General features: G+C 63.1%; 19 protein-coding genes and 1 pseudogene. 5 read left to right on the top strand and 15 right to left on the bottom strand.

The window, feature by feature from the left end:
• Positions 1 to 60 precede the first annotated feature (60 nt).
• Positions 61 to 1,323, top strand: a complete 1,263-nt coding sequence (locus tag FJ417_RS21685) for a threonine synthase (RefSeq protein WP_140784910.1) — start codon at positions 61 to 63, stop codon at positions 1,321 to 1,323.
• Here FJ417_RS21685 and FJ417_RS21680 read toward each other — a convergent pair.
• From FJ417_RS21680 to FJ417_RS21670, 3 genes are all read right to left on the bottom strand, one after another.
• Positions 1,318 to 2,391 (bottom strand): PLP-dependent cysteine synthase family protein, encoded by a 1,074-nt coding sequence (locus tag FJ417_RS21680; RefSeq protein ID WP_140784849.1) that lies wholly within the window; start codon positions 2,389 to 2,391, stop codon positions 1,318 to 1,320. The genes FJ417_RS21685 and FJ417_RS21680 overlap by 6 nt on opposite strands.
• Positions 2,385 to 3,323 (bottom strand): kinase, encoded by a 939-nt coding sequence (locus FJ417_RS21675; RefSeq protein WP_140708214.1) that lies wholly within the window; start codon positions 3,321 to 3,323, stop codon positions 2,385 to 2,387. The genes FJ417_RS21680 and FJ417_RS21675 overlap by 7 nt, the downstream gene beginning before the upstream one ends.
• A 131-nt stretch (positions 3,324 to 3,454) precedes the next feature.
• On the bottom strand, positions 3,455 to 5,836 hold the full coding sequence (locus tag FJ417_RS21670) for a transketolase (RefSeq protein WP_140784848.1): 2,382 nt from the start codon (positions 5,834 to 5,836) through the stop codon (positions 3,455 to 3,457).
• Between the two features lie 126 nt (positions 5,837 to 5,962).
• Between FJ417_RS21670 and FJ417_RS21665 the strand changes: the two genes are divergently transcribed.
• Positions 5,963 to 6,430: an Lrp/AsnC family transcriptional regulator gene (locus tag FJ417_RS21665; protein ID WP_041002492.1), complete on the top strand. Its 468-nt coding sequence runs from the start codon at positions 5,963 to 5,965 to the stop codon at positions 6,428 to 6,430.
• Between the two features lie 78 nt (positions 6,431 to 6,508).
• On the opposite strand, the gene FJ417_RS21660 is transcribed toward FJ417_RS21665, so the two are convergent.
• A complete protein-coding gene (locus FJ417_RS21660) occupies positions 6,509 to 6,946 on the bottom strand; it encodes a hypothetical protein (RefSeq protein WP_140784847.1) in 438 nt (145 codons plus the stop codon).
• Positions 6,947 to 7,255: 309 nt separating this feature from the next.
• Positions 7,256 to 9,002 (bottom strand): annotated as a pseudogene (gene ligD / locus FJ417_RS21655) (DNA ligase D).
• 377 nt (positions 9,003 to 9,379) lie between these two features.
• Here ligD and ehuB point away from each other — a divergent pair.
• Positions 9,380 to 10,330, top strand: a complete 951-nt coding sequence (gene ehuB, locus FJ417_RS21650; protein WP_246682894.1) for an ectoine/hydroxyectoine ABC transporter substrate-binding protein EhuB — start codon at positions 9,380 to 9,382, stop codon at positions 10,328 to 10,330.
• Positions 10,331 to 10,424: 94 nt separating this feature from the next.
• Here the strand turns inward: ehuB and FJ417_RS21645 are convergent, their stop codons facing one another.
• Positions 10,425 to 10,865, bottom strand: a complete 441-nt coding sequence (locus tag FJ417_RS21645; RefSeq protein WP_140784846.1) for a CopG family transcriptional regulator — start codon at positions 10,863 to 10,865, stop codon at positions 10,425 to 10,427.
• Between the two features lie 5 nt (positions 10,866 to 10,870).
• On the bottom strand, positions 10,871 to 12,856 hold the full coding sequence (locus tag FJ417_RS21640; protein ID WP_140784845.1) for a conjugal transfer protein TraG: 1,986 nt from the start codon (positions 12,854 to 12,856) through the stop codon (positions 10,871 to 10,873).
• Between the two features lie 292 nt (positions 12,857 to 13,148).
• On the opposite strand from FJ417_RS21640, the gene FJ417_RS21635 reads away from it, so the two are divergent.
• The gene (locus tag FJ417_RS21635) at positions 13,149 to 13,403 is read left to right on the top strand and encodes a helix-turn-helix transcriptional regulator (RefSeq protein ID WP_140645573.1); all 255 of its coding nucleotides are present in this window, start codon (positions 13,149 to 13,151) and stop codon (positions 13,401 to 13,403) included.
• Positions 13,403 to 14,713, top strand: a complete 1,311-nt coding sequence (locus tag FJ417_RS21630; RefSeq protein ID WP_140784844.1) for a type II toxin-antitoxin system HipA family toxin — start codon at positions 13,403 to 13,405, stop codon at positions 14,711 to 14,713. The genes FJ417_RS21635 and FJ417_RS21630 overlap by 1 nt, the downstream gene beginning before the upstream one ends.
• A 394-nt stretch (positions 14,714 to 15,107) precedes the next feature.
• Here the strand turns inward: FJ417_RS21630 and FJ417_RS21625 are convergent, their stop codons facing one another.
• The 8 genes from FJ417_RS21625 to FJ417_RS21590 all read right to left on the bottom strand — a co-directional run.
• Positions 15,108 to 16,847 (bottom strand): VirD2 family relaxase/mobilization nuclease, encoded by a 1,740-nt coding sequence (locus tag FJ417_RS21625; protein WP_181183271.1) that lies wholly within the window; start codon positions 16,845 to 16,847, stop codon positions 15,108 to 15,110.
• Between the two features lie 243 nt (positions 16,848 to 17,090).
• Complete coding sequence (locus tag FJ417_RS21620) at positions 17,091 to 17,867, bottom strand: lytic transglycosylase domain-containing protein (protein WP_140784842.1); 777 nt, start codon at positions 17,865 to 17,867, stop codon at positions 17,091 to 17,093.
• On the bottom strand, positions 17,864 to 18,193 hold the full coding sequence (locus FJ417_RS21615; protein ID WP_140784841.1) for a DUF736 family protein: 330 nt from the start codon (positions 18,191 to 18,193) through the stop codon (positions 17,864 to 17,866). The genes FJ417_RS21620 and FJ417_RS21615 overlap by 4 nt, the downstream gene beginning before the upstream one ends.
• Positions 18,194 to 18,229: 36 nt before the next feature.
• On the bottom strand, positions 18,230 to 18,775 hold the full coding sequence (locus FJ417_RS21610; RefSeq protein ID WP_181183270.1) for a S26 family signal peptidase: 546 nt from the start codon (positions 18,773 to 18,775) through the stop codon (positions 18,230 to 18,232).
• Entirely contained in the window at positions 18,772 to 19,263 is a 492-nt protein-coding gene (locus FJ417_RS21605) for a DUF2840 domain-containing protein (RefSeq protein WP_140784840.1), read from the bottom strand. The genes FJ417_RS21610 and FJ417_RS21605 overlap by 4 nt, the downstream gene beginning before the upstream one ends.
• The gene (locus FJ417_RS21600) at positions 19,260 to 20,315 is read right to left on the bottom strand and encodes a replication initiator protein A (RefSeq protein ID WP_140784839.1); all 1,056 of its coding nucleotides are present in this window, start codon (positions 20,313 to 20,315) and stop codon (positions 19,260 to 19,262) included. The genes FJ417_RS21605 and FJ417_RS21600 overlap by 4 nt, the downstream gene beginning before the upstream one ends.
• 17 nt (positions 20,316 to 20,332) lie before the next feature.
• A complete protein-coding gene (locus FJ417_RS21595; protein ID WP_140784838.1) occupies positions 20,333 to 20,614 on the bottom strand; it encodes a helix-turn-helix domain-containing protein in 282 nt (93 codons plus the stop codon).
• 285 nt (positions 20,615 to 20,899) lie between these two features.
• Positions 20,900 to 21,109: DUF736 family protein (locus FJ417_RS21590; protein WP_140784837.1), on the bottom strand; the 210-nt coding region annotated here is incomplete at its 5' end.

The raw sequence follows: 21,109 nt of genomic DNA, 5'->3' as shown, positions 1-21,109 counted from the left end.
TTTCGCAACCTCGCGCACAACATGTCCGCGCATTCTTCGGGAGAGATCAGCCGTCCCGGGATGAACAAAAGCCGGGTCCTTAAATTCGTCTGCATCCGATGCGGCGCTCCCTACCCCGCCGATGTCACCATCGACTCCAAGGGGTGCGCGCGGTGCCAGAACACCGCGCCGGCAAATCTTCGGCCGGTTTATCCGGACCCGCATCCTGATCCCTTGGACGGCGCCACCCCCTCGCGCTCGCTATGGCGTTTTGCGCATAGTCTGCCTTGCACAGCCGCGGATGCAGTGAGCCTTGGCGAGGGTTTGACACCGTTGCTTGCGGCGCCACGCATCGGCGCGTTCCTCGGTGTGCCCAACCTCGCAATCAAGGACGAAGGCCGAAACCCGACGTGGTCGCATAAGGACCGCTTTTCGACGGTCGCGGTCAGCGTGGCGCGCGCACGTGGCGCGAAGATCGTCGCGACCGCCTCCTCCGGCAACGCCGGCGCTTCGTTGGCGGCCTACGCTTCCAGAGCCGGGCTGAAGTGCGTTGTCACGACTTTCGCCGGGTCGGCCGGCGCGATGCTGGCTCAGATCCGAAAATATGGCGCGACGGTGCTGCCCTTGGTCAACAAAATGGACCGATGGTCCGTGCTGGAACAGGCGGCTGCCCGCTATGACTGGTTCATCGCCTCGCCCTATCACGGTCCGGTCGTCGGCAGCCATCCACTCGGCATCGAGGGCTACAAGACGATTGCCTACGAGATCGTCGAGCAATCGGATGGCACGGCGCCAGACTGGTGCGTCCTGCCGGTCTGCTATGGCGATGCATTGTCGGGCGTGTGGGCGGGCTTTTGCGAGTTGTACGCGCAAGGGACGATCACGCAGCTGCCCCGTCTCGTCGCCGCGGAGGTGCACGGGTCATTGGCGGACGCGCTTGCCAGCGGCGCCGATGCCTTGAGTGAACGCAAAATGCTCTTCGACAGCCTCGCCGTATCGATCGGCACGCCGCGCAGCACCTTTCAGGCTCTGAAGGCTCTGCGCGAATCCGGCGGACACGCCGTCCCCGTCGACAATCACGGCCTGATCGCGATGCAGGAACGTCTTGCGCGGGACGAAGGGATCTTTGCCGAACTGGCGTCTGTCACGCCGCTGATCGCCATATCGACGTTGAAGAATCAAGGTATCATCGCAGCCACAGACCGCGTCGTGGCCGTTGTGACCGCCAGCGGTCTCAAGGACCTCGATCGGTCCACTGGATCGAACGAACACGATCAGATCTTCCAGACGACGGAAGACGCCTGGCGCTGGCTCGACAAAAGCGGGCTGGATCTCGTTTCATAGATTCTCCACCGCACCAATAGCCGATGGCACCTCACTTGCTGTCTGCGTTTTCAGCACATCGTCGAGACTACGGCGCAGCCAAAGAAAACGCGTCCATTGCGCCTCTGCGGCCGGTGCGATTGTCGTCAGCGTCCTCGGCTCGGACAAGTCCTTGCAGGGCCAGCCAGGCAGGGTCGAAAGCCAGTCGTCATTGTAGACAGTCTCGGCATGGCGATGGCCTTCGTCAGGCATGATGACCGCTACTTGCGCGTCCGGCAGGGTCGTTGCAACCCATTGCGCCACCAACGCGGCGGCGCCGCTGGTCGGCCCCATGAATATACCGTGCTCGCGCAGCAAACGGTGCGCGCTCAGATACGCCGGATAGGCGCCAACCCAGTGGATCTCGTCGACAAGCTCATGCCTGACGTTTTTCGGCAGAACGCTGTTGCCCAAGCCCCGCAGCATGCGTTTGCCGACGGGCTGCCCGAACAGAATGCTGCGATGGGTGTCGACGGCAAACACCGTCAGATGGGGAAAGACCGTTCGCAGAAAGGACGCGGTGCCGCATAGCGAACCGCCAGTGCCGACGCAGCCGACCAGGCAGTCAACCCTGCCCACCGCCCGGATGAACAGTTCAGCTAGCCGCGCGTAGGCGAGCCAATTTCCCGGACTGTCGTATTGGCGGGTCCAGAAGCCGTCCGGCTCCTTGGCCAGGATTTCCTGCAGGCGCTCAAGCCGGCCAGGCTGATTGCCGTCACCGCGCGGATCGTCAAGTGCAATGACCGTGGCGCCGATGCGCTCCAGCCGGGCTTTGTATTTGGCATCGATAAGCGTTGAAGCGGTGACGAGGGTAAGGCGATAGTCACGCGCCGCCGCGAGCAGCGCCACCGCCATGCCGAAGGTGCCGGACGTCGTCTCGACAATGTGGGACCCCGCCTTCAGTTCGCCATTCGACGCTGCCCTATCCAGGATGTAGCGGGCCGGCATCAGCTTCATCAATGGAAAAGCCGCCGCCACCAAATTTGGCGCCAGGCGAGCAAGGCGTGGGGTCTCAAGATCCCTGAAATAGTCCACTCCGAGGGTCACCATGTCCAGCCCTCCGCATTGACCAGATGGACCTCGACTTCCTTGAAGCCGGCGCGCCTTATCTGTTGCGCGACCAAAGCTGCCCGTCGCTTCAGATTCAATGCGAAAAGATCGAAAATCAGACCAAACAACGAGCCGCTATGGGCGACTTGCACCCCGCACGCTCCAGCCCGCCTGGCGATTTCGGCGATCTCGTCGAAACCCTCTTTCGGCAAGTGCCGTTGACTGATCAAGGCGCTGGCCGAGGCGGCACGTCCAAGAAGATTCGGATCCTGAAGGTAGACCGCCCGCGCCACCAGCGCCCGAAGCACGCCGAATTCCTGGATTTCGGCGCTGTCGTAACGCGCCGGCGGCAGCTGCAATGTGTCGACCGGGACGCCGCCATTCGCCTTGAACCCGACCAGTAGCAGCGGCGGCAGCGAGCCGCCGAAATTCTCGATCACCGTGCCCTCGCGTTGCGCGAACAGGACCGCATGCTCATCGAATGCGATCGCGTCGCTGGCGCGCTCGGCGGCAACGGCGAGACGCCCGATGCTCGAGGGCCGCAACTGGACCTTGTGGGCCGCGGCTACAGCGCGAATGGAAGCGACGACGTCCGCGGTCGATGAGCCGTAGCCGTGCCCCACGGGAATCGAGCTTTGAAGTGTCAGCACGCCACCGCCGGTTACCTTCAAGAAATCGAGCGTGAGCCGCGCGGCTGACGACGCCTTGACCTTATGATCAGGGTGGACAATGACCGCATCGCCGTCGGTTCTGGCAAAGGTGGCCTCGGACCTCAAACCGGCGACCGGCAGCGTAACGAGCCCGCGATGAAGGCGCCCGCCATCATCCTTGAAGACGCCCTGGATGAGTTCGCCGTGATGCGCTATCGCCGCTCCCGTCCCGATCGAAGACCGCAGCGTTTCACGGCTCATAAAATCGCCGGCGCCAGCCATTTTCAGTGCTCCCCCACGCTCTCTCGCAGCGGAGGAGGATGGCGCCGACGGCTGACACCCGCCCTCAAGGAATTCCGGTATTGACGGCTTCCTGTCGAACGAGCCAGCCGGAGGCGATGTGGGATCGATCGTCAGGCGGCGGAGCCGAGGTGCCTCAGCGGCCGGCCAACCGAAACCGCTTGAGCCGCGGCCATAATACCTTGCGCGTCGATCCCGTAATGCCGGTAGAGATCCGCGATCGTGCCGGTCTGGCCGAAATGCTCGACGCCCAAAGCGCGCGTACGGTGGCCATGGACCGACCCCAGCCAAGCGAGCGTCGCGGGGTGCCCGTCCAAGAGCGTAACGATGGCGCAGGAAGCCGGAAGGCCGGCCAGAAGGCGCTCGACATGACTTGAGGCGCGCGGATGGCCGTATTGGCGCGCCCGGGCCGCGGCTGACCAGCCGGCGTTCAGCCGATCGGCCGAGGTCACGGCCAGAAGCCCGACATCGCGCCGATCGCCGGCCATCAAGCCCAGCGCCTGTACCGCTTCCGGCGCGACTGCCCCGGAGTAAGCTATCACCAGGTCGGCGTTCGGGCCGGGCAGGCGCAGCCAGTAGGCGCCATCGACGATGTCGCGCGCCAGCTTGCTTTCCATCGGGCGTGTCGGCTGCTCGATCGAGCGCGTCGAGAGCCTCAGGTAGACCGAACCCCCGGTTTGATCACGCAGCCAGGTATGGTCGTCAGGCTCGGCTTCGCCGGTACGCTGCATATACTCGAATGCCCAACGCAGGATGATTGCCAGTTCATCGACATAGGCCGGCTCGAACATCGCGAGACCGTCCTGCGCCATGCCGATCAGCGGCGTGGCGATCGACTGATGCGCTCCGCCTTCGGGAGCCAGCGTCACGCCGGAGGGCGTCGCGGCCAGGATAAAGCGGGCGTCCTGGTAACAGGCATAATTGAGCGCATCGAGGCCCCGCTCGATGAAGGGGTCATAGAGGGTTCCGACCGGAAGCAGTCGCTCGCCGTGAAGCGAGTGCGACAGGCCGAGCGCCGAAAGCATCGTGAAAAGGTTCATCTCGGAGATGCCCAGCTCGATATGCTGTCCGGACGGCGCAAACGTCCAGTTGAAGGTGGAGGGGATGCGCTCCTCGCGGAAAATGTCCGCCTGATCGCCGCGCGCGAACAGACCCCGCTTGTTTACCCAGGCGCCGAGATTGGTCGAGACGGTGACGTCGGGGGATGTCGTGACGACACGGCTTGCAAAATCGCTGTCCGACTTTGCGATCTCGTGCATCAAAAGCCCGAAACCTTGTTGTGTCGACATGGACGGCTGAGCGCCGAAGCTGATGCGCGCTGGCACCGGAATAGCTGTGGCATTGTGACGACGCGGGGCTGCCTGCGCGAAAGGCGACGACGCGAGGAAGGATCGTATCGCAGCCTCGTCGTAGGCGAGGCCCTCGAACATGTCCCATTCGCGGCCCTCGCCCACTCCCATACCTTGGCGCAGGGCTTCGACTTGCGCCGGTGTCATCAATCCGGCGTGGTTGTCTTTGTGGCCGGCGAGCGGCAGGCCGAAGCCCTTGATCGTATAGGCGATGAAGCAGGTCGGGCGATCATGCCCGCGCGCTTCTTCGAAGGCATCGATGATGGTCTCAAGATCGTGGCCGCCGAGGTTTGCCATCAATACGGCAAGCTCATCGTCGCTGCGCTTCTCGATCAGGCGGCTGACCGGTCCCTGATCGCCCAGACCGTCCAGCAGGCGCCTGCGCCATGCAGCGCCGCCCTGGAAGGTCAGCGCGGAATAGAGCTGATTGGGACATGCGTCGATCCAGGCCCGCAGCTTTTCGCCGCCCTCCTCCTCGAAGGCGGCCTGTTGCAATGTCCCGTGTTTGAGGATCACCACATCCCAGCCGAAGTTGCGAAAGATGGTTTCGAAACGCTGCCACAGGCCTTCGCGCACCACCGCGTCCAGGCTCTGCCTGTTGTAGTCGACGATCCACCAGGTGTTGCGCAGGCCGTGCTTCCAGCCCTCGAGAAGCGCCTCGAAGATATTGCCTTCATCCATTTCGGCGTCGCCGAGCAGAGCGACCATCCGGCCTTCCGGCTGATCGGTCTTCCACCCTTTTGCGCTGACATAATCTTGGACCAGGGAGGAGAACAGGCTCTGCGCGACTCCCAGTCCAACCGACCCGGTCGAGAAATCGACATCGTCGATATCCTTGGTTCGGGACGGATAGGACTGCGCGCCGCGATAGCCACGAAAATTCTGCAGCTGCTCGAGCGTCTGCTTGCCGAACAAATACTGGATGGCATGGAAAACCGGGCTGGCATGCGGCTTGACGGCGACGCGGTCCTGCGGCCTCAGGATCTTGAAGTAGAGCGCCGTCATCAAGGTCGAGGCGGACGCCGAAGACGCCTGGTGGCCGCCGACCTTGAGGCCGTCCGTCGACTCGCGAAGATGATTGGCGTGATGGATCATCCAGACGGCCAGCCAGAGGACCTTGCGCTCAAGCTCGGAAAGGATCGTCATCGTCGGCTCCTGTGAAATCGCGCCTCAACGATACCCGCGTCGACCGTCCGAATGTGGCTATTCTTGCGCAAAGCGATTGATGATATTGGCTCATCCAGCCAATTGCTGCCCATAGATGAGGGAAACATGCCAAATCCGGCGCTTGACGCAATCGACCTGAAGATCATCGCCGCGCTGCAGAAGAACGCCAAGGCGACTTCGAACGACCTCGCCGAAGCCGTCGGTCTTTCGCCCTCGCCTTGCGCCCGGCGCGTCAGGCTCCTGGAGAACGCCGGCGTCATCAAGGGCTACACCGTGGTGGTCGACCAGAAGAAGCTCGGCCTGCCGATCAGCGCTTTCGCGTCGATCAAGCTTGAACGGCAGCGCGAGGACGATCTCGACCGGTTCTCGCAAGCCGTGCTGCGCTGGCCGGAGGTGGTCGACTGTTATCTGATGACCGGCCAGCGCGACTACCTGATGCGCATCGTGGTGCGCGACCTTGAAGCCTATGAGCGGTTCATCAAGGACAAGCTGACGCGGCTGGACAATATCGCTTCGATCGAAAGCAGTTTCGCCCTGGGTCAGGTCAAGCGCTCGGAAGTGCTGCCAATCTGATCGAGCGAGTATTCCGCGACGGCCATCGCGGCAGCAGCCGGTCTGCGTGACCTTGCGCTGATCGAGGGCGGATGCGCCTCAAGATCGGCGGTCCCTGGCCGCATCCTCGATCAATCTCGCCAGCAACTGGCGGAATCGTTGGTCAGACTTATCGCCAATGCTTCCTATATCTTCCGCCACCATGCCGGGCGCAGAAACTGACGCCTCCCCACTTATCGAAACGCTGACCTTGAAGGCCCTTGCGTGGTTTTTCTCCACTGCTCCACTCCCGTAGATTCGGAATTCAACAGACGGAGCAATGGCGCTATCCTCGGGGCGTGGGATGGGTTCTATATCGATGGTCACCTCTCCCGCCACGTCTGCCTTGGCCGCTTCCAACGACGCAACGACGACCTCCGTTAGCCAAGCTCTGGCTTGGGCGCCAAAGTCCACCTTTGGAGTATGCCCATCCGCGCTCTCGTCCTGCCGACGGCGAGCTTTCTTGCCCCGCTCAAGGGCCTCTTTGAACTTGGACATTTCTGGCCGCCTCCGACCTGTCATCGCATGAGATACCGCAGATCCGGCCGCAGCTCTCCAATTTAAAGAACGCACACGATCGCTCGATGTTGCGCCTGGACGAAATTGGTGCTTTGGGCACGCATACCTGATGGCGCTCGTCAGGCTAGCTTACTGAGTGCAAGGCTGGACCCCGGTTCTGATGGCCTTTCGCAAGCGCACGTCGGCATCGAAGTGGGCGGAGGTCTTAAATGTGATTTGGGCCGCGTGGTTACTCGCCTTCGCTTCCAAGAAGGATGAACTAAGCGCCGCAAGTTAAGCGGCTTCTCACTACGCTGCCTTTCGAACAGCAGCCCTGAATGGATGGTCGATGGTGAAGGCGTCCGGCCGGATTCCCCGCTCGATCTGCGTCCATGTGACAGGATGGGCAATAGGAAAGCCGGGCCGCGCTCGTGGCGAGAACGTACCGACTGCAGTATTGCCGCGCCCGTTGCGAAGATAGTCGAGGAAGATGCGACCCCGTCGGGCTGCTGGATCGGCTGACAAGAGGTAACGGTCCGGCTTAGCATCGATGAGGCACTGGGCAAGCGATTTAGCCAGTTGCCGCGCCCTGTCGTGGGTCACACCCGAAGCCAGCGGAGCCGTCAGGTGAATGCCTTTGCCCCCGGTGACCTTCGGCCAGCTCCGCAACCCAGCAGCTTCCATGATGTGACGTACCGACAGCGCCGTCTCGATCACCGCATCCCATGGCACGCCTTCGCCAGGATCGAGGTCGAGCACGAGCTGGTCAGCATGCTCGATATCGTCAATCGTAGCGTTCCAAGGATGTAGCTCGACGGCATCCATTTCGACCAACCCAAGCAGCCCGTCGAGACCATCTACCCAGACCCGAACACCTTCGCCGCCCTCGCGCTTCTGAACGCGTAGCTGGTGCACCGGTCCTGGTATCGGGGGCAGCGGTCCCTTGTGATAGAAGGTGGCCCCCTGCGCATGACGTACCAGCTTCAGTGGTCTTCGTCCCAGATGGATCAGGGCTCGGTCAGCCACCGCCGCCAGTAGCCCATCAGCTCTTCCCTGGAAGGTGCAACAGCATCGGGTAACAGCTGGAGAATGTTCTCGCGAGGAACGCCATGTTGGCCCTCCAACCTGCGCTTGGAGGGGGACGGCGGCTTCGCCGGGATCACCTGGAGATCCTCGCGCAATCCCTTGAACACGGTCTCGCGCAAGATGCCTCGGTCTGTCACGCCACTGAATTGCACCTCCGCCAGCACCTCCGGCCGGACCCACGTTGCCTTGGGTTTTTTGATGGGCTCCGAGAGAGGTGATTTGCTGATGATGAGCGGATCAAGCCGCTCGCGAACCCGCCGGGCTGCCTCCAGCGTATAGCGAGCAGCCGCTCGCCCTGCCATCTGCCGATATAGAGCGAAGCAATGCGGCGTGGCTGCGCGCCAAGCTTTTCAACGAAAGCGACAATCGGGAACGTGTCGCTCTTGACGCACTTCACCTTGAGCCAGCTCGCTTGGACGCCGGAGCGATAGGGAGAGTCAGCCCGCTTTGAGACGATGCCCTCCAGGCCCATGCGGCAGGCATGGTCGAAAACTTCACTGCCGCTGATTTCCAGATGTTCGGCATAGGTCAGCGTTGGAGCCGTTTCCTGCAGGAGCCTGTGCAGAGCAGCTTTGCGCTCAATCAGCGGCTGCTGTCGAAGGTCGCGGCCGTTGAGGTACAAAAGATCGAACGCAAAGAACATGAGCTTCGGCGAGTTCGGATTTCCCAGTTCCCGCTCGAGCGCTTGAAAGTCCGGCAGGCCGGTGTTGCCGAGAACCACAGCTTCTCCGTCAATGATCGCGGATCGGACCGGCAGGTTCGCCGCCGTCTGGACGAGCCGTTTGTACCGATGCGACCAGTCATAGCCGCGACGCGTGAAAGCACGTGCCCCGCCACCTTCAACGATAAGCTCAGTCCGGTAGCCATCGTATTTGATTTCGTGCAGCCAGTCCGTGTCGGCAGGAGCGTTCTCGACCAGCGTCGGTGACTGAAATTCGATGAAGGCGCGGTGACCGGTCGATTTACGCATGCACTCGAACTCCTGAACCGGGATTCAAACCGGGCCGGAGCAATCGGTTCCGAAGAGTTTAGCAAAATTGAATATGATCGCGGCCGCCGGCGCGGTCGGCTGCTGCTTCTGAAGCTTTTAGAAACCTTGTAGCAATGATCGTGCGCTGAGCCTTATTCGCTCAACGGTCAATCCAGCGGTGAGCCGCCAAAGAGGGCTCGAGTAGGAAGACCGAACGGTGAAAAGCGCGCCTGACCGAGAGTCTGCTGATCTGCATCGTCTGCGGGGTTGGGGCCTGGAAAATTGAAGACTCCAAATATTCGGCCCGGTCACCTCGCCTCCCATTGTTTGAGAGGCGGCAATATTTTGTACATATTTTGTATATCTATATTGACGCATTGGCTGCCCTCAACGTAGCGTTGAACGGCTGGGGCCGAACCCCTGCGCGCAACTCAATCTCATGGGAGGACTGCACGATGAAATTTCGAGCCCGATCGGCCGCCATTGGCCTGGCCTGTATCGCCTATGCCGCGATTGTTGGATCCGTGCTGCCGGCCACGGCGGAAACGACAAAGGAACGCATCTTGAGAGAGGGCAGGATTGTGATCGGTATCCACAACCGTTCGCCATGGGGCTACAAGAAGGAAGGAACCGGCGAGTTGCTCGGCTGGCATCCGGACCTGCTCAGAGCAGCGTTCGCCGATCTCGGCGTCAAGCAGATCGACTTCGAGGTCACCGAGTTCGGTGCGTTGATCCCTGGCTTGATGGCCGGGCGTTTCGATGCCGTGGCGTCCGGCTTGTCGATAACGCCGCCGCGATGCCAGCAGGTCGCCTTCGGCGCTCCCGATCTGAGGCAGGACGACGCGGCGATCGTACTCGCCGGCAACCCCAAGGCGATCCATAGCTATGCGGATCTTGCCAAGAAATCCGACACCATCATGGGCGGCGGCCGCGGCAGCAATGTCATCCAGAACGCCATCGCCGAGGGCGTCCCTCAGGATCGGATCCTGCAGTTTCCCGATGTCGAGACCAACATCGCGGCACTGCGCGCCGGCCGTATCGACGCCGCGGTATTTTCTTCCCCGACGGCAATCGGGCTGCTGGCCGGCAAAAAGAGCCCCGATCTGGAGCGCGCCAACCCATTCACGACCGACGAGAAGTCTATCAGCTACGTCGCGATCGCGTTCAGGAAGGATGATGGTGACCTGCGCGACCTTTACAACCAAGGGCTGGCCAAGGTGATGTCGAACGGCACGATTGCCAGCATCATGGCGAAGTACGGATTTGGCCCCACCGAAAACGTGCCGCCAGGATTGACGACCTCGCAGTTGTGCGGAGCCGCCAACTGACTGGATCAGCAGCAGAAGCGGTCCAGCACCAACAGGACCGGGTGACGCCGCGCGAGCTCGCGCGGCGGCCTCTGTGCGCCGACAGGCCCTCACATCACTGTCGTTCAGGATCGCTGGATGGCGCGATGTCTTCGGGGATTTCTTGCCGCAAGCTCGGCCCCTTGGCCAGGCGCCTGCCAAGCGCGGAAACGAAAGCTTCATAACGCTCGCTTGCCTTGGCGCGCGCTGCCTGGGCCATCGGCTCAGGCAAGGCCGGAGTGGTGGCCAGCCAGAAGCGAATGAATACCGCGTGCGTTTCAACCGAGATGCCGACATCGCGCTCCAACCGCGCGATCCGGCGATCGATCCGGTCGAGACGCCTGGAGATCGCCGCCTCGCGTTGCGCGTCGGCATCCGGAGAGAGGAAGGAGGCGATCGCCGCTTCAGCGATGAGCGACTGCGAGCGATCGCGCCGGGCGGCATATTCGACCAGCAATGCCATCACGGCAGGGTCGAGATACACGGAAATCTGGACCTTTTTCTTTCTTGCCGTCACAACCTTCACAGCTCCATGCCGTCGTCCGGATCGAGCGCGATCTGACGCGCCACGCCCCGAACAAGGCGAGCCATGCGGCTGCTGCTCGCGGCGAGATCATCCGCCTCGTCAGGCGCTTCGATCTCGAATTCGTTGACGGGCGGCAGCTCCGCCGCAGCCGGCAGAAGTGGATCGAGCTCGGGCTGACGTCGCAATTCGGACTCGGTCGATTCGCCATGGACTTTCGCCACGGCAATTGCGGCTGCCGCACCCGGTTGCGGAAGCGGCAACGGAATCGTCGTCCAATCGTCAGGCTCCGCCACGGCTCGACCCGTGATAGCCGGTGGCGGCATGATGCGCTCCCGCAACCGCGGGTCTTCGAAATAGCGCGCCTTCTTCGCCCGGATCGGCGGCGTCCCCGCCAGCATGACGATCTCGTCGCCTGCCGGCAGTTGCATGATCTCGCCGGGTGTCAGCAATGGCCGCGCCGTCTCCGAGCGCGAGACCATGAGATGACCGAGCCATGGCGAGAGCCGGTGACCGGCATAGTTCTTCATCGCCTTCAGCTCGGTTGCCATACCAAGGGCGTCCGAGACGCGCTTGGCGGTGCGCTCGTCATTGGTCGCGAAGCTGACCCTTACATGACAGTTGTCCAGAATAGAGTTGTTCGGGCCGTAGGCCTTCTCGATCTGGTTGAGGGACTGCGCGATCAGGAAGCTTTTCAACCCATAGCCGGCCATGAAAGCGAGCGCGGATTCGAAGAAGTCGAGCCGTCCGAGCGCCGGGAACTCGTCCAGCATCAGAAGCAATCGATGCCGATCCGCCCTCGCCTGCAGATCCTCGGTCAGACGGCGGCCGATCTGGTTGAGGATGAGACGGATCAGCGGCTTGGTGCGGCTGATGTCGGATGGTGGAACGACGAGATAGAGCGTCGCCGGACGAGGATCGGCGACCAGGTCGGCGATGCGCCAGCCGCATGCGCGCGTCACCTCCGCCACCACCGGATCGCGATAGAGCCCAAGGAAGGACATGGCGGTCGAGAGCACGCCGGAGCGTTCATTGTCCGACTTGTTCAACAACTCACGGGCTGCGCTGGCGATGACCGGGTGCGGACCACCCTCCCCAAGATGCGGAGTCGTCATCATCGCGGCCAGGGTTGATTCGATCGGCCGCTTCGGATCGGACAGGAATGCCGCGACGCCAGCAAGCGTCTTGTCCGGTCCGGCATAGAGCACATGCAGGATCGCGCCGACCAGCAGCGCGTGGCTCGTCTTTTCCCAATGATTGCGCCTTTCGAGTGAGCCTTCGGGGTCGACCAGGATGTCGGCGATGTTTTGCACATCGCGGACTTCCCATTCACCGCGGCGAACCTCGAGCAAAGGGTTGTATGCATCCGATCTTGCATTGGTCGGATCAAACAGCAGAACCCGGCCGTGGCGGGCGCGGAAGCCGGCGGTCAGACCCCAGTTCTCGCCCTTGATGTCATGGACGATTGCCGAGCCAGGCCAGGTCAGCAGCGACGGCACAACAAGCCCGACACCCTTTCCCGAACGCGTCGGCGCAAAGCAAAGCACATGCTCGGGCCCGTCGTGGCGCAGATAATGAGTTCCATAGCGCCCCAGCACCACGCCGTCGGGGGCAAGCAGGCCTGCCGCCTGCACCTCGCTTCTTTCGGCCCAGCGCGCGGAGCCATAGGTCGCGACCTCCCTCGCCTCGCGGGCACGCCATAGCGACATGCCGATCGCTACGGCGATCGCGATGAAGCCGCCCGAGGCGGCAATCAGACCGCCGCGCGCGAAGATGGCTGGTGCGTAGGCGTCGTAGAAATACCACCACCAGAAGATGGCGGGCGGATAATAGACTGGCATGCCGCCAATGACGAACCAAGGCGCTCCCAGCCGTTCCTGATAGCCCAGCTGCCAGGCGGACCATTGCGTCGAGGCCCAGATCGTGAAGAGCACGATCAAGATGACCACGACAATCTGTCCCCAAAGGACTTTCGTTCCCGACATTCGCTTCTCCTTGTGGCGAGAGGTCAGCAAGGTTGGCGCGAGATTCAACAGCGGGCTCACGCCGATCGCGTCGCGTCGTACTGTCGGCAAGGAAGACAGGGAATCGGGAAGCCCAAGAGCCCGGGCGCGAGCGAGGGCGCCGTCCTCCTGGATTGCGCATTTGAGCATCAAACATCATACGCGATTGCGTATATCCGATCTCTATACGGAGTTGCGTATACGGTAGATTTATACGCGATCACGTATATTGCCAAGTCATACGCGATCGCGTATATATGCTCAGGAGACTATCATGACCGAACAGATCGCTCGTAACGAAAAGCAACTCGGCGCCATTCTGCGTCGCGCCCGCAGGCAAGCCGACCTCACGCAAGAGACGCTTGGCAGCCGGATCCACCTGCGTCAGGCCACCGTGTCTCGCCTTGAAGCCGGCGAGCCGGCAGTGCAGCTCAGTACGTTGATGGCTGCGCTCTCCGCCCTCGACCTTGAACTCGTCGTTCGCCCGCGCAGCAAAAGCAGCGCGACCGAGATCGCGGACCTGTTCTGATGGCGCGGCGACCGGCTCACACGCCGCTCAATGTCTTCGTGAACGGTCGGCTGGTGGGCGTGCTGCGCAGGCAATCCACCGGCGCCGTGGACTTTCAATATGCCCGCGAATGGCTGGACTGGCAAAGCACTTTCCCTGTCTCGCTTTCGCTTCCCTTGCGGGAGGACCGCTATATCGGCGCGCCTGTAGTCAATGTCTTCGACAACCTGCTTCCCGACAATGACGCCATCCGCAAGCGTATTGCTGAACGCGTCGGGGCGGATGGCACCGACGCCTACAGCATGCTTGCCGCCCTGGGCCATGACTGCGTCGGCGCATTGCAATTCCTGCCTGATGGCGTCGATCCCGGCAGTCCTGGTAGCAGCGACGGCAAGCCGGCCAGCAAAAAGGATATCGCCGGGATAATCGCAAACCTCGCGGTCGCCCCACTTGGCCTCGGCGAGGATGAAGATTTCCGCATCTCGATCGCGGGCGCCCAGGAAAAGACGGCGCTGCTACGCAAGGACGGACGCTGGTACAAGCCGGTCGGCACGGCGGCGACCACCCACATCCTGAAACCGCAGATCGGCAGGTTGCCGAATGGCATCGATCTCTCCAACAGCGTTGAGAACGAATATCTGTGCCTTAAGCTGATCGACGCGTTCGGCGTTCCCGCCGCCAGAACTGAGATCGCCGACTTCGGGGAGCGCCGTACGCTGATCGTCGAGCGGTTCGATCGGTTGTGGGCCAGGGATGGCCGTCTCATGCGCCTACCACAGGAGGATATGTGTCAAGCACTGTCGGTCCCGCCGACACGCAAGTACCAGTCAGAGGGCGGTCCCGGCATGCCGTCGATTATCGAGCTTCTTAAGGGCAGTGACCGGCCCGAAGACGACATCTCGCTGTTTTTGCGTGCTTGCATAATATTCTGGCTCATTGGCGCGACCGACGGCCACGCCAAGAATTTCAGCATTTTTCTCGGGCCCGGCGGGCGGTTTCGGATGACGCCGCTCTATGACGTGCTGACCGCGCAGCCCAGCCTTGATGCTGGTCAGATCCCTCGCAAGAAATTCAAGCTGGCGATGTCTGCCGGCAAGAGCCGGCATTATTCCATACATGAAATTGTGCCCCGCCATTTCATGCAGACCGCCGACGTTTCCGGCGTGGGGACGTCCCTGATGCGCAAGGTCCTCGAAGACATCTCCGAAAATGCCGAGAGGCGGACCGAGGCCGTGATTTCTTCGTTGCCACGTCACTTTCCCGCGCAGCTCGTCGAGTCGGTCAGATCGGCGATAATCAGGCGCGCGATCATCCTCGCCGAGACACGCTGATCAAGCTCAGAGGGCGGCCGGACAAGAATTCTGGGCTGCCCGACCGCACATCCGATATCGACATCCCCTGCGGCGCAGCTAAGACTGCCTCTTCTCGGACCCACGGCATCGCTAACTTCCGAAATCTTGGCGCAGCTTCGCCCCTTTCGCCAGGCTGTCTCGCACCGTGATGAAGGCCTGGTAGCGTTCGCCCGCCTCCTGCGCGCGCAGGCGCATAAGTGGACGGGCAAGCCGGCGCGATCGACCAGCGCGGCCCGAGGTGCGGCCGAACGCCAAGTCTCCATGCCGCGATTGTGTCGCCGTCGAAGTCGTCAACACCACGCTCAGGAAAACCGTGGGGATCTGCTCCCAAAGGATTTGGCGGCGGACATGGCAGGATCCATTCTTTCAGCTGCTAGAGACCTAGCCCGCGCTTGCGGGCAAAGCTCCAATCGACACCGCCGTGGCCGCGAGTGCTGCCGCTGACATGCTGGCCAAGGTGCTTCTCGAGCGAAGGCGTCCAGGGCACGAGCTGGAACCCGAGGCCATCATCGATCATGGCGAAACGGCCGGACGCGAGCGCAAAGCGCTGGCTGTAGGTGCCGGACACGGATTCGCCACTTGCCGCACGGTTGAAGGTGCGCCCGGATTGGGTCCCGATCCTGCCGCCCAGCGCATTGAGTTCCCTTCGGCGCAGCGTGTCGATCAAGTTGCCGGCAAAGACGGTCCCGCCCGGCTGCCGCTCAGCCAGCCCTAGTCCGATCAGATGCTCGACGCGCCGATCGAGCGCCTGGCGCACCTCGGCGCCGAAGCCGCCGTCGGAAAGAGCCGCCGCAGGACGGGCAAGCGCCTGCCGGTCGAGCCAGGTTGCCCCCTCAGCAACCACCTGTCTGTCGACATCGAGGTCGGAGCGCACGGCAAGCGCCAGCCGCGGGCGTCCCTGAGCGTCCTCGAATTTGCGCAGTTCGACGATCGCACCCGGCGCACCGTCGCCCGCCGCCTCGAGATCGGCGAGCCGCACGTGATGGCAACGACCGTCGACGCCATCGATGATTGCATAGGCACTGCCGCTCAGTTCGTCATCCAGTCCGCGCTCGATCAGACGGCCGCTAATCGTCTCGCCGATGGTCTCTGCGGCCAGCACATAGCTGGCGCTCGCGCGTTCGATGCCGCGGGCTGAGAATGCGCGATGCAGGCGTTTGATGATATCGGCGCGCTCACCCATCTGGCGCAGCGTCGCCTCGGCTCTCTCGCTGAGGATCCATTGGCCAGGACCGAGTTGCTCGGCGAGGCCCAGCGTTTCCAGCCTGCGTAGCCGCCCGATCTTTGGCGCGATAAATTCGTCAGGCTGGCGATCGGCACGCGGTGCTAGATCGATGACGCCGTTGTCGCGTGCGTCGCGGAGCAACTGGCGGTCCAGCCCGGTCCACCGCTCGGCCTCGACCTGGCGCTCGACATGCCGGCGGACCTCAAGATCCGACCGGGGGCCAAGCTCCTGCGTGACGAGCTCGCTGGCGCGATCGCGCATGCCGCGGCTGATGTAGTCGCGCGAGATCACCAGGTCCTGACCGTCGTCGGCCCGTCCGCGCAGGATGACGTGAACATGCGGATTGTCGGTGTTCCAATGGTCGACCGCGATCCAGTCGAGCGACGTGCCGAGATCCTTCTGCATGCGACCCATGAGATCACGGGTGAAGGATTTCAGGTCGGCCATCTCGGGGGCATCCTCGGGCGAGACGATGAAGCGGAAATGATGCCGGTCGTCCTTGCAGCGATCGACGAAATCCGGGATCGACGCATCGTCGACCTCCGGTCCGAACATGCGGGCTTTCGCGTCGTCGCGTGTGACCCCCTCGCGCTGCAGATAGTTGAGGTGGGTCGCCAGCGGCGCGCCACGTTTCGAATGGCGAACCACGCGGGTCTTGATCGTGACGAGGCGGGAGCGGCCGGTGAGGAAGCGATTGGCCTGAAGGCTCGCTGCCCTGCCCCGCCCGAACCGCGAACTGTTGCCTGTCCCGATCCGGCCTGATCGCGACACGCTGCCGCCAGCCTTTTGCGCCGCCGCAAGCGCCTGGGCGACGAAGGGCCGCGACGATTGGGCTCGCGTCGAGCGAATGCGGCCCGGACGGATGCGGAACTCGTGCTCATCGGACACGGCACCCCTCCCCACCTTGCCATTTGCGCAGCGAATACAATGATTTGCATGTTCCCAGCACATTGCCCCGAGCCGCTGCAATGTGCGGGAAGCGGCAAAAAACCCAGCAAATGCAACCAACCGACCGCAGCACAATGTGCGCCCTTTTATCTTGCCATCCCTCGGTTGTTGCCTCGGGCCCTATGCGCCTCAAAGGCTGCGACGTCCAAAGAGATGCCGCGGGGCGATTTGACGGACACTTCGTCATCGCTGCGATGTCCGCACGTCGGACCCAGCGAACAGTTGGCGCGGCTGCGAACTGGCCGCGAAAAGTTCGCGCACCAACGGTGACGATGAGACCTCGACGGAAGCGTGTTCTCCGGACGAAAGACCGGAACCGGCCAGGGACCCGGACCGCACTATGAACAGCGGCGCGGCCTTCCGGGTGATGGCCTTGCTATGGCTGGCGGTGAGCGCGCCGGGCGCATCACCGCCGCCCGACAAAGGGCGAAGCTTTGCAACATAGGTCCGGGTTTCAGCCGGCAGCGGGCGGCCCCTCAAAGAAGCTTCGTATCGCCGCGGCCCCGCATTGTAGGCGGCGAGAAAGCCCGGTGAACCGTATCGATCATAGAGCTCGCGAAGATAGGCGGTGCCGGCAAGGATGTTGTCGTGCGGATCATAGGGATCGCTGCCGAGTTGGTGACGAAAGCGCAGCTCGGCCCAGGTTTCGGGCATGATCTGCATCAGACCCACTGCACCCTTTCGCGACACGGCGCGTGGGTCGCGGGCGCTCTCGAGGTGCATGACTGCCCGTATCCAGAGCTGAGGAACGCGGAAGCGATGCGACGCCTCGGCGATATGCGCGGCATAAGGATCGTCCGCCGATTTGTGGGAGACCGGCGCGGATTGTGCGGCGGCCCCCGTGATCGCGTGGCAGAGGATCAGGGTGCCAGCGACAAGCCAACGTGCTTGCCTCCGACTAGGCAAGCAACTGACGGGACGGCGTTCGTGCGCGCAATTCGGCGCCGACGGCCCGCTCATCGAGCGCGCTCCGGCCGCCATCTCGGCCGGATCCAGCGCAGCGACCAGGAACCGTCGTCGGATCGGAAGAGACCGGCGCGAAAGCGTCGACCAAACAGCGGATCCTCCAGTCGACAAGACAGATAGTCGCCAGCCGTCTGCCCGGTTTCCTTCCAGGCCGCGCCGACCTCGGGGCCGCTGCCATCGCCGATGTGGATGCGGAAATCCGGCGCATTGCCGTTGGACGTCCTGATCGGGACAAGCACCAGCTCGACGTCCACGAGCAGTGTTCGAATGCGTCCGGAGTAACCGCATTCCGTTTCCTGGAAGACGCCGATCTCGGCCATGGACTATCTCCTTCCTCTTGTTGGCTGTGCTGAATTTCAGTTCGCCGGAGCGAGCCAGGTGTAGTGGTCATCGCCCCTCTCGTCGGTCCAAAGCGGCATCGCGCGCCCGACGATCGAACCCACCGGGAAAGGGCCGAAATAGCGGCCGTCGAGGCTGTCCTGGACCTTCCGGTTCATGACGAAGATTTCGTCGGCGGCGATGATGCGGCAGCCCTGCCAGTCAGGCAGCGCCCGCCCCTTGCGGTCGCGCTCGAGCGCAGCACCCATCGCAAGTCCGTCCACCGTGATGACGCGACCGATGCGGCAGACTTGCTGTCCTGGAAGCCCTTCAATGTGCTTCAGCATCGGCACACCGCGCGGAAGATAACCGCGCTTGGCGGCAAACCGAGCGACGGTCACTGGCGGTTCAACGACGGCGAGCGCGCCAGCCGTCGCAACGGCCATTTTCCTGATCGCATAGAGCCCGATCGGCGCACTGGCCGACGCGTTCCATAGCAGCAGCGTCGGCATCTCCACGGCAGCCGGAGCGACCGTCGCGACGACGGCCGCAAGCATCGCGACCATGCAAGCGGCGCGGCTCACGATGTCGCTCGCCTGCGCAACAGAAAGGCGCGGTGCTGCTCGAGCGAATAGGCATACGGCGTTCCGCCGGCAGCCAGTCGGTTGTGGATCTGACGCCAGTAGTCAGGGGCGGCGTCGACCGGATCGAGGCCAAGAGCCTCGATCGCATCGATCAGCTGGAGAACCCGCTCGACCTTGTCCCACCCTGCGATCTTGAGCAGGATCTCGCCGCCTGGCCGGATGTAAGGCAGCGTCTGATAAGGTTCAGCGGGCAAGACGGCGCGCACGATGTCGATGCGCGAAACGATGGTGCCAAAGTCATTCGCCGCCCAGCGGAGGAACGCAAAGACACTGCCCGACGCAAATCCGACGACGCGGCGCCGCTTGTCGATAATCGTCTCGTGAGCAGGGCGACCGAAGCGGATGCGATGTTCGATCCGCTTGTCGATCCAGATCAGCTCGACCGTAGTGAGGCCGCCCCGCGGCGTCGATTGGGGAGACGGCGTCATGTGCCGTCTCCCTCGCGCCGCCTAACGCACCGCCGCTTCTGCTCCCCGCCGCCAGTCCGCGGCTTGCGCGCAAGACCGTTAGATTGAGAGTTAGACTCTAAGTTAAGAGCGCGATTTCCCATTTCGGGCCCGTCCTTTAAGGCCGATGGCGGTTCCTGAAAGCACGAGGATGCGGTTCCCGATGGCACGATGGTTCGGGTTCCCGATGGCACGATCCTGTCAACAGGCCTCGGCGCCGGTTCGAAAGCCAGCAACACGCGGCCGCTGGCTTCGACCTCCGTGAACAGAAGGTACCCGGGAAGCGGTTGGCGGCGCACGATGTCGCGCAGCTCGAAGGCGAAGCGCTTGAGCGGCGAGAGGCTGCCGGACTTCCGATGCAGATGCCGGATGTCGAAACGCCAGCCGGCGCGCTGCCTCCCGCCATGCTTGCGCACCAGCCGGTAGAGCCACCGCTCCAGCCCGCCCGTCAGCCCGAAATAGGCGCGATCTATGGTCAGGATCAGCGCGTCGTCCATGACGGCGCGATAGAACCAATCGGGCAGGATCAGTTCGACGCCAAGCGGGCGGCCGTCTCGGCCGGAGCGCTCCTGCCATTCATTGATCCACGAGAAGCGATGGCGACGGCCTTCAGAGGGCTGGCGAATGGAGGTGACGACGCTTGTCGACTGCAGGCGATCAAGCGCCGCCTTGAGGCGCAGGTAGTCTCGCTTCGAGACGCCGCGGCCGATGAACGTAAGCATTTCGTATGGCGTCGCGGCCATCAGGCGCGAGGTGCGCAATCCGGCATCCCGAGCGCTGACGATCTGGCTCGCGGCCCAGATCAGGATATCGGCATCCCAGATCGTCGCCATGCCGTGATCGGGCATCGCTTCGACACGGATCGCCACATCGCCTGCCCGAAAGTCGATCGGCGCGACGCGCCTGGATTTGGCGAGGGAGAAGAAGGGATAGGCCATGAGGTCCTGCGCATCGCGTGGCGCGACAACACCGGGCAGCGCCTGGAACAGGTCGAGCTGTTCGCGCTCCAGTGGTGGGCGTGGTCGTGCCGACAAGGGTGAGATCAGCGGGCTCAGCGCCTTTCGCGCCCGGCATAGGGGATCAGGCGGGCGGCCTGAGGCTTGGCGGGCAGCACCGAGCCATGCGGATCGGATGTCGATGTCATCGCGCCGCGCTGAACCCAGAGCTGGAGGTCGTCGACTGAGTAGACGACGCGGCCGCCGAGTTTGCGGTAGGCAGGCCCGGTGCCGTAGGTACGATGTTTCTCAAGCGTACGCGCCGAGAGGCTGAGGAAATGCGCGGCTTCCGAAGTGCGCAGGTAGCGCGGCGGCAGTGGCGCGGCGTCGGCGTTCATGAGGTGTCTCCTTCCGGCCGTTGCGGTTGAACGGCGATCGAGGGCCAGGATGGAGGAGCAAGGGGACGGTGATCAGGTGTGCAATTGAGGGGCGCTATTTCGCACCGCTACGAGGCCTTCGGGAGTGGCGGCGGCGCCTCCAGCGAGCGGCGGTACGCTCAACCATCTTCGCGCCATCGTGCAGCGCATCCGGTAACAGAAACTGATCGGACGGACCGGCGCGGCGGAAGGCTTTCGCGGCATCAGGAGACGCCTCGCCCGATACCGGGCGAGGCGTCTGCCGATTCACTCGCCGTTGCGGCGGTTGGGGCGGGACCAGATGAGGCTATGGCCCTCACCTTCCTCGTCGGCGAAGAGGTTGGCGTAGATCGGAGCGGTGAAGCTCGGATCGTCGAGCTTGAGCCCGAGATAATCGCGACCCTCGTTGGAGCGCTTGGACCAGGCGGCGCCGATCTCGGCCTTGCCGACCACGACGCGGTGGCTTGGTGCGTTCTC

It is taken from the genome of Mesorhizobium sp. B3-1-7, from assembly GCF_006439385.1.
Taxonomy (GTDB): Bacteria; Pseudomonadota; Alphaproteobacteria; order Rhizobiales; family Rhizobiaceae; genus Mesorhizobium.
This window is presented reverse-complemented; position numbering and strand designations above follow the sequence as displayed.